Origin of the sequence: Streptomyces sp. NPDC000075, assembly GCF_040301925.1 — a bacterium.
GTDB classification, from domain to species: Bacteria; Actinomycetota; Actinomycetes; order Streptomycetales; family Streptomycetaceae; genus Streptomyces; species Streptomyces polychromogenes.
This window is the reverse complement of record NZ_JBEPFL010000007.1, coordinates 257,342-265,063: the sequence shown is the minus strand read 5'-3', so window position 1 is coordinate 265,063 and position 7,722 is coordinate 257,342. Positions and strand designations below refer to the sequence as shown.

Below are 7,722 nucleotides of genomic sequence, written 5' to 3'. Positions count from 1 at the left end.
CGCGGGGCGGTCTCCCCGCCCCGCGCGGCGCCGGTCAGATGCCCAGCTGGGCCGTCGTCAGGCGGGAGACGGATTCCTTCTCGCCCTCCAGGTCCACCGCGGCGGCGGCCTGCCGGCCGAAGCAGAAGAGCGTCAGCTCACCCGGCTCGCCCGTCACCGTCACCACCGGCACCCCCTTGTGCGCCACCGCCGTGCGCCCGTCCGGGCGGCGCAGCACCAGGCCCACCGGCGAGCGCCGGCCCGTCAGCCGGGCCAGCTTCTCCAGCCGGGACCACAGCGCGTCCGAGAACACCGGGTCCAGCGTGCGCGGCGACCATTCCGGCTGGGCCCGCCGCACGTCTTCCGCGTGCACGAAGAACTCCACCGCGTTCGCCGCCTCGTCCACCTGCTTCAGCGCGTACACGGACAGCTTCGGCGGGCCGGTGCGGATCAGCCGGATCAGCTCCTCGTACGGCTTGGCCGTGTACTCGGCCATGGCCCGGTCCAGCCGCTCCTTGAGGACCTTCAGCAGCAGCCCGCCCGCCGCGTCCGGCCGGCGCTCGCGGACCACCACGTGCGCGGCCAGGTCCCGGCAGGTCCAGCCTTCGCACAGCGTCGGGGCCTGCGGCCCGGCGGCCTCCAACAGGTCGGCCAGGAGCAGACGTTCGCGCTTCGCATGGGTAGACATACCGGCCAGCCTACGGCCGGGACCCGCCCCGCCGCTGCCCATCAGGCGGACGGAGATCCATAACGGCCGGCGCGGCGCGGCACAATGGGGCCCATGAGTACGTCCCCCCTCGACCCCGCCGTCGCCGCCCGCCTCAAGCGCTCCGCCGACGGCCTGGTCCCGGCCATCGCCCAGCAGTACGACACCGGAGAGGTGCTCATGCTCGGCTGGATGGACGACGAGGCCCTGCACCGCACCCTCACCACCGGCCGCTGCACCTACTGGTCGCGCAGCCGTCAGGAGTACTGGGTCAAGGGCGACACCTCGGGCCACTACCAGCACGTGAAGTCCGTCGCCCTCGACTGCGACGCCGACACCGTGCTCGTCAAGGTCGACCAGGTGGGTGCCGCCTGCCACACCGGCGCGCGCACCTGCTTCGACGCCGATGTCCTGCTCAGCGACGCCGACTAGCCAGTTAGGGTCCCACCCCATGGATCTCGAGACCTTCCGCAAGCTCGCGGCCGACCGCCGTGTCATCCCCGTCAGCCGCCGGCTGCTCGCCGACGGGGACACCCCGGTCGGGCTCTACCGCAAGCTGGCCGCCGAACGGCCCGGCACCTTCCTGCTGGAGTCCGCCGAGAACGGCCGCTCCTGGTCCCGCTACTCCTTCGTCGGCGTGCGCAGCGACTCCACCCTCACCGTCAAGGACGGCGAGGCCCACTGGATCGGCACCCCGCCCGTCGGCGTCCCGGTCGACGGCGACCCCCTGGAGGCCCTGCGCGCCACCGTCCAGGCCCTCCACACTCCGCGTGACCTGGCGGGCGGCATGCCCCCCTTCACCGGCGGCATGGTCGGCTACCTGGGCTACGACATCGTCCGCCGCCTGGAGCGCATCGGGGACCACACGGAGGACGACCTCCGGCTCCCCGAGCTGACCATGCTGCTCACCTCCGACCTGGCGGTCCTCGACCACTGGGACGGCACGGTCCAGCTCATCGCCAACGCGATCAACCACAACGACCTCGACACGGGCGTGGACGAGGCCTACGCGGACGCCGTGGCCCGGCTCGACGCGATGGAGGCCGACCTGGCCCGGCCCGCCCCCTACGCGCCGGCCGCGCTGCCCGAGTCCGAGCTCCCGGCCTTCGAGGCCCTGTGGGGCGGCGAGAAGTACCAGGCCGCCGTCGAGGACGTGAAGGAGCGCATCCGGGCCGGAGAGGCCTTCCAGGTGGTGCCCTCCCAGCGGTTCGAGACCCCCTGCGAGGCCTCCGCGCTGGACGTCTACCGGGTCCTGCGCGCCACCAACCCGTCCCCGTACATGTACCTCTTCCGCTTCGAGAACGGCTTCGACGTGGTCGGCTCCAGCCCCGAGGCGCTGGTGAAGGTCGAGGACGGGCGGGCCATGGTCCACCCCATCGCCGGCACCCGCCACCGCGGCGCCACCCCGCAGGAGGACAACGACCTCGCCGACGAGCTGCTGGCCGACCCCAAGGAACGCGCCGAGCACCTGATGCTCGTCGACCTCGGGCGCAACGACCTCGGACGGGTCTGCGAGCCGGGCTCGGTGGAGGTCGTCGACTTCATGTCGATCGAGCGGTACTCGCACGTCATGCACATCGTCTCCACCGTCACCGGACGGGTCGCCGAGGGGAAGACCGCCTTCGACGTGCTCACCGCCTGCTTCCCCGCGGGCACCCTCTCCGGCGCGCCCAAGCCGCGCGCCATGCAGATCATCGAGGAGCTGGAGCCCTCCCGCCGCGGCCTGTACGGGGGCTGCGTCGGCTACCTGGACTTCGCCGGGGACTCCGACACGGCCATCGCCATCCGTACCGCCCTGCTGCGCGACGGGACGGCGTACGTCCAGGCCGGCGCCGGTGTGGTCGCCGACTCGGTGCCCGAGCTGGAGGACCGGGAGTGCCGCAACAAGGCCGCCGCCGTGCTCCGCGCGGTGGGAGCGGCGAACCGCCTCCACCGCGGCTGAGGGCGTAGGGGATAGTGGGGTACGTGAGTGCCGTACCCCTGTCCCCGAACGCCGACGCCCCCGAGAGCGGGGCCGGCCGCCGCACGGTGGCCGTCGCCCTGCTGCTCGGCGCGCTCGGCGCCACCGTCGTCCTGCTCGCCTCCGGCCGCGTCTGGGCCCGGGGCAGCGCCGCCGTCGGGGGCGGTTCGCTCCCGCTGACCGCCGACGGGCGGGCCGTCACCGGCCTCCCGGCCGCCCTGGCCATCGTCGGCCTCGCCGCCCTCGTCGCGGTGTTCGCCGTACGCGGCCGGGGCCGGCTGCTGGTCTCCGCGCTGCTCGCGCTGAGCGGCCTGGGCGCCGCCCTGTCGGCGGTGGCCGCCGCCGACGACCGCCGGGCGCTGGACGAGCGGGCCGCCGTGGCGACCGCTGACACCGCCGCACGGGTGGTGGAGCTCAGCCATACGGCCTGGCCGTACATCACGGCGGCGGGCGCGGCCCTGATCCTGCTCGCCGGGCTGCTGGCGCTGCGCTTCGGCCGCAGCTGGCCCGCGATGGGCGGCCGCTACGAGCGCGACGGCAGCCCCCGCCGGCGTACGCCCGCGCCGGTGGACCCCGACCGGCCGGAGGACCTGTGGAAGGCCCTGGACCGGGGCGAGGACCCGACGGGCTGAGACCCCGGCCCCGCCCGGCGCGCGGCTCACCCCCTGGAACGGGCCACCCCCCGGTTAATCCGCACCCCGCGTGCGGGACAATGGCACCGAGCGTGCGAGACGTCACGCCCGACAGATCAACGAGGAGCAACTCATGGCGGGCACGAGCCACGGACACACCCCGGCCGCCTGGACCGGTGTCGTCATTTCCTTCATCGGTTTCTGCGTCTCCGGCGCCTTCATGGTGCTGGCGAACCCGGTCGGGTTCTGGGCGGGCCTGGTCGTCGTCGCGCTCGGCGGTGTCGTCGGCCTCGCGATGAAGGCCGCGGGCATGGGCATGCCGAAGCCCGCCTACCGTGACCTCGCCGAGGTCATCGCCGCCAAGCAGCTCGCCGCGAAGGCCTGAGCCTGCCCCCTGGCGCACGGAAGGCGCGGCCCGGTCGGGCTGCGCCTTTTGTCATGAGCGGAGAGAATCAGCGGGTGGACGCCTCCAGTACTCCCCCCGGTCCGGCCGCCGCGCCGTGGCCGCCCGGGCCGCCGGCCCCGGCCCCCGTGCCGGCCTCCCGGGCGCGGCGGCTGGCGGCTCCGGCGCTCACCCTGGCCGGGGCCGTGGCCGCCTTCGCGTACGTGGGCGCCGTGGACCCCAACGAGCCCGGCCACTACCCGGTCTGCCCGCTGTTCCGGCTCACCGGCCTGCTGTGCCCCGGCTGCGGGGGACTGCGCAGCGCGCACGCCTTCGCGCGCGGGGACCTCGTCACGGCCCTGGGGGACAACGCCATGGCCGTCGCCGGCTACCTGGTCTTCGCGGCCTTCACGGCGCTGTGGCTGCTGCGGGCCTTCCGTGGCCGTCCGGTGCCCCGGATCGTCCTGCGGCCGGGCTGGTGGTGGGCGATCGGCGCTCTGGCGCTGGGCTTCTCGATTGTCCGAAACCTACCGATCGGATCCGCTTTGGCCCCCTGAGTTGGCGAAGGGCCTGCCGGACGACTGGAGGAACCCCATATTCCGAGTGTCCAGACCCTGGGACGCCGTGAAGTCCGTGCGGAGGCCGTGGCGACCTGCGGATACCATTTGAGTGCTGACCTTGCAGTGGTACGTGTCCGCAAGGCGGCCGAACGTCATCGACCCGGAAGGGGGCCGCTCGCGTGAGTGTGCTCGACGAGATCATCGAAGGGGTCCGCGAAGACCTTGCCGAACGGCAGGCCCGCGTGAGCCTCGACGAGCTCAAGGAGCGTGCCGCCAAGGCGCCCCAGGCCAAGGACGGCGTCGCGGCCCTGCGCGGCGACGGCGTCAAGGTGATCTGTGAGGTCAAGCGCTCCAGCCCCTCCAAGGGCGCGCTGGCCGCGATCGCCGACCCGGCCGGGCTCGCCGCCGACTACGAGGCGGGCGGTGCGGCGGTCATCTCCGTCCTCACCGAACAGCGCCGTTTCGGCGGCTCCCTGGCCGACCTGGAGGCCGTCCGCGCCCGCGTCGACATCCCGATCCTGCGCAAGGACTTCATCGTCACGGCCTACCAGCTGTGGGAGGCCCGCGCCTACGGCGCCGACCTCGTGCTGCTGATCGTGGCGGCGCTGGACCAGGAAGCCCTCGTCTCCCTCATCGAGCGGGCCGAGTCCATCGGCCTCACCCCGCTCGTGGAGGTCCACGACGAGGAGGAGATCGAACGGGCCGTCGCCGCAGGCGCCAAGATCATCGGCGTCAACGCGCGCAACCTCAAGGACCTCAAGGTCGACCGCTCCACCTTCGAGCGCGTCGTCGGCGAGATCCCGCCCCACATCGTGAAGGTCGCCGAGTCCGGCATCCGCGGACCCCACGACCTGATCGCCTACGCCAACGAGGGCGCCGACGCCGTCCTCGTCGGCGAGTCCCTGGTCACCGGCCGCGACCCGAAGGCGGCCGTGGCCGACCTCGTCGCCGCCGGCGCCCACCCCGCCCTGCGCCACGGGCGGAGCTGACCCCTCCCATGGCCCCCTCCCGCCCCTCCGTCCGCACCCGGCCGGGCCACGGCCCGGCCGGCGTGCCGACGGCGCACGCGCCCCTGGCGCGCGGCTGCCGCCCCCGCGGCTGCCGCGCCCCGGCCCGGCGCGTCCACGGGCGGCGGGTGCGCTATGTGATCGGCTCCGAGCCCGGTCAGGTCAACGGCATGCGATGGCGCGGCGGAGCCGCGTCGTAACGACGGCTCCGCCCGCCCGGCACCCCTGGGCGCCGGGCGCGGCCGACCGCGTACGGCCCGCGCCCCGAGCCGTCCACCGGCTCCCGGCGAGGGCCGCTCCGTCCGTACCCCCACCCCCTCCAGCGGGGTGCGCGGGCGGCGGACCGACGGCGCAATACGGTGCATCCCAGCCACCCGTCGGCATCGCATATCGCACCACGTAGGAGTAGTGGCATGTCCACCAGCTCGTTCTTCATCCCGGACCCGGAGGGGCACGTCCCCAACGCCGAGGGCTACTTCGGCGACTTCGGCGGCAAGTTCATCCCCGAGGCCCTCGTCGCCGCCGTCGACGAGGTCGCCGTCGAGTACGAGAAGGCCAAGGGCGACCCCGCCTTCGCCGCCGAACTCAACGACCTCATGGTCAACTACACGGGCCGCCCCAGCGCCCTGACCGAGGTCCCCCGCTTCGCCGAGCACGCCGGCGGCGCCCGGATCTTCCTCAAGCGCGAGGACCTCAACCACACCGGCTCGCACAAGATCAACAACGTGCTGGGCCAGGCACTGCTCACCAAGCGCATGGGCAAGACCCGCGTCATCGCCGAGACCGGCGCCGGCCAGCACGGCGTCGCCACCGCCACCGCCTGCGCCCTCTTCGGCCTCGACTGCACCATCTACATGGGCGAGATCGACACCCGGCGCCAGGCCCTCAACGTGGCCCGCATGCGGATGCTCGGCGCCGAGGTCATCGCCGTGAAGTCCGGCTCCCGGACCCTCAAGGACGCCATCAACGAGGCCTTCCGCGACTGGGTCGCCAACGTGGACCAGACCCACTACCTCTTCGGCACCGTCGCCGGACCGCACCCCTTCCCGGCCATGGTCCGCGACTTCCACCGGGTCATCGGCGTCGAGGCCCGCCGCCAGATCATCGAGCGCGCCGGACGCCTCCCCGACGCCGTCGCGGCCTGCGTCGGCGGCGGTTCCAACGCCATCGGCCTCTTCCACGCCTTCATCCCCGACGCGGACGTCCGCCTGGTCGGCTTCGAGCCCGCCGGACACGGCGTGGAGACCGGCGAGCACGCCGCCACCCTGACCGCGGGCGAGCCCGGCATCCTGCACGGCTCCCGCTCCTACGTCCTCCAGGACGAGGAGGGCCAGATCACCGAGCCCTACTCGATCTCCGCGGGCCTGGACTACCCGGGCATCGGCCCCGAGCACTCCTACCTCAAGGACAGCGGCCGGGGCGAGTACCGCGCCGTCACCGACGACGCCGCCATGCAGGCCCTGCGCCTGCTGTCGCGCACCGAGGGCATCATCCCGGCCATCGAGTCGGCGCACGCCCTCGCGGGCGCCCTCGACCTGGGCAAGGAGCTGGGCCCGGAGGGCCTGATCGTGGTCAACCTGTCCGGTCGCGGCGACAAGGACATGGACACGGCGGCCCGCTACTTCGGGCTGTACGACGGCACGGAGACCGAGGGGGAGAACAAGTGAGCAACCAGGGCAACGTCGAACTGCTGAGCGCGACCCTCGCCAAGGCGAAGTCCGAGGACCGCGCCGCCCTCGTCGCCTACCTCCCGGCCGGCTTCCCCACCGTCGACGGCGGCATCGAGGCCGTCAAGGCCGTCATCGCCGGCGGCGCCGACGTCGTCGAGATCGGCCTGCCGCACAGCGACCCGGTCCTGGACGGCGCCGTCATCCAGACCGCCGACGACATCGCCCTGCGCGGCGGCGTGAAGATCGCGGACGTGCTGCGCACGGTCCGCGAGGCCCACGAGGCCACCGGCGTCCCGATCCTGGTCATGACGTACTGGAACCCCATCGACCGCTACGGCGTCGAGCGGTTCACCGCCGAGCTGGCCGCCGCCGGCGGCGCGGGCTGCATCCTGCCGGACCTGCCGGTCCAGGAGTCCGCGCTGTGGCGCGAGCACGCGGCGAAGCACGGTCTGGCGACCGTCTTCGTCGTGGCCCCCAGCAGCAAGGACGAGCGGCTGGCCACCATCACCGCGGCCGGTTCCGGTTTCGTCTACGCCGCCTCCCTCATGGGGGTCACCGGCACCCGTGAGTCGGTCGGCGACGAGGCCCAGGAACTGGTCCGCCGCACCCGCGCCACCACCGAGCTCCCGGTCTGCGTGGGCCTGGGCGTCTCCAACGCCGCCCAGGCCAGGCAGGTCGCCGGCTTCGCCGACGGTGTGATCGTCGGCTCGGCCTTCGTGAAGCTGCTGCTGGACGCCCCGGACCTGCCGACCGGCCTGGAGGCCGTGCGGGCACTGGCGGGCGACCTTGCGGAAGGCGTACGCAGGTCCTGACGCGGGACGGGCCC

General features: G+C 73.6%; 10 protein-coding genes. 9 read left to right on the top strand and 1 reads right to left on the bottom strand.

Annotated features, from left to right (window positions below; translation table 11 throughout):
• Positions 1-34: 34 nt before the first annotated feature.
• A complete protein-coding gene (locus ABT403_RS11900; RefSeq protein ID WP_344154098.1) occupies positions 35-667 on the bottom strand; it encodes a TIGR03085 family metal-binding protein in 633 nt (210 codons plus the stop codon).
• Positions 668-751: 84 nt separating this feature from the next.
• Between ABT403_RS11900 and hisI the strand changes: the two genes are divergently transcribed.
• From hisI to trpA, 9 genes are all read left to right on the top strand, one after another.
• Entirely contained in the window at positions 752-1,117 is a 366-nt protein-coding gene (hisI, locus tag ABT403_RS11895) for a phosphoribosyl-AMP cyclohydrolase (protein WP_079425998.1), read from the top strand.
• Positions 1,118-1,136: 19 nt separating this feature from the next.
• Positions 1,137-2,627, top strand: a complete 1,491-nt coding sequence (locus ABT403_RS11890; RefSeq protein WP_344154104.1) for an anthranilate synthase component I — start codon at positions 1,137-1,139, stop codon at positions 2,625-2,627.
• Between the two features lie 14 nt (positions 2,628-2,641).
• Positions 2,642-3,277 carry a TIGR02234 family membrane protein gene (locus ABT403_RS11885; RefSeq protein ID WP_344154107.1) on the top strand — a complete coding sequence of 212 codons (636 nt, stop codon included), beginning with the start codon at positions 2,642-2,644 and terminating at the stop codon, positions 3,275-3,277.
• Between the two features lie 133 nt (positions 3,278-3,410).
• Positions 3,411-3,662 carry an HGxxPAAW family protein gene (locus tag ABT403_RS11880; RefSeq protein WP_344154110.1) on the top strand — a complete coding sequence of 84 codons (252 nt, stop codon included), beginning with the start codon at positions 3,411-3,413 and terminating at the stop codon, positions 3,660-3,662.
• 53 nt (positions 3,663-3,715) lie between these two features.
• The gene (locus tag ABT403_RS11875; RefSeq protein WP_344154113.1) at positions 3,716-4,216 is read left to right on the top strand and encodes a DUF2752 domain-containing protein; all 501 of its coding nucleotides are present in this window, start codon (positions 3,716-3,718) and stop codon (positions 4,214-4,216) included.
• 182 nt (positions 4,217-4,398) lie between these two features.
• On the top strand, positions 4,399-5,208 hold the full coding sequence (gene trpC / locus ABT403_RS11870) for an indole-3-glycerol phosphate synthase TrpC (RefSeq protein ID WP_045950211.1): 810 nt from the start codon (positions 4,399-4,401) through the stop codon (positions 5,206-5,208).
• 8 nt (positions 5,209-5,216) lie between these two features.
• Positions 5,217-5,426, top strand: coding sequence for a tryptophan biosynthesis modulator TrpM (gene trpM, locus ABT403_RS11865; protein WP_045950210.1), 210 nt, complete (start codon positions 5,217-5,219; stop codon positions 5,424-5,426).
• A 213-nt stretch (positions 5,427-5,639) separates the two neighbouring features.
• Complete coding sequence (trpB, locus tag ABT403_RS11860; RefSeq protein WP_344154122.1) at positions 5,640-6,893, top strand: tryptophan synthase subunit beta; 1,254 nt, start codon at positions 5,640-5,642, stop codon at positions 6,891-6,893.
• The gene (gene trpA / locus ABT403_RS11855) at positions 6,890-7,708 is read left to right on the top strand and encodes a tryptophan synthase subunit alpha (protein ID WP_344154125.1); all 819 of its coding nucleotides are present in this window, start codon (positions 6,890-6,892) and stop codon (positions 7,706-7,708) included. Before trpB ends, trpA begins: the two co-directional genes overlap by 4 nt.
• Positions 7,709-7,722 lie beyond the last annotated feature (14 nt).

Excerpts from the sequence above, each read along its gene's own strand:
- ABT403_RS11900 (WP_344154098.1), bottom strand. The coding sequence starts at position 667 with ATGTCTACCCATGCGAAGCGCGAACGTCTGCTCCTGGCCGACCTGTTG.
- hisI (WP_079425998.1), top strand. The coding sequence starts at position 752 with ATGGGGCCCATGAGTACGTCCCCCCTCGACCCCGCCGTCGCCGCCCGC.
- ABT403_RS11890 (WP_344154104.1), top strand. The coding sequence starts at position 1,137 with ATGGATCTCGAGACCTTCCGCAAGCTCGCGGCCGACCGCCGTGTCATC.
- ABT403_RS11880 (WP_344154110.1), top strand. The coding sequence starts at position 3,411 with ATGGCGGGCACGAGCCACGGACACACCCCGGCCGCCTGGACCGGTGTC.
- ABT403_RS11875 (WP_344154113.1), top strand. The coding sequence starts at position 3,716 with ATGAGCGGAGAGAATCAGCGGGTGGACGCCTCCAGTACTCCCCCCGGT.
- trpM (WP_045950210.1), top strand. The coding sequence starts at position 5,217 with ATGGCCCCCTCCCGCCCCTCCGTCCGCACCCGGCCGGGCCACGGCCCG.
- trpB (WP_344154122.1), top strand. The coding sequence starts at position 5,640 with ATGTCCACCAGCTCGTTCTTCATCCCGGACCCGGAGGGGCACGTCCCC.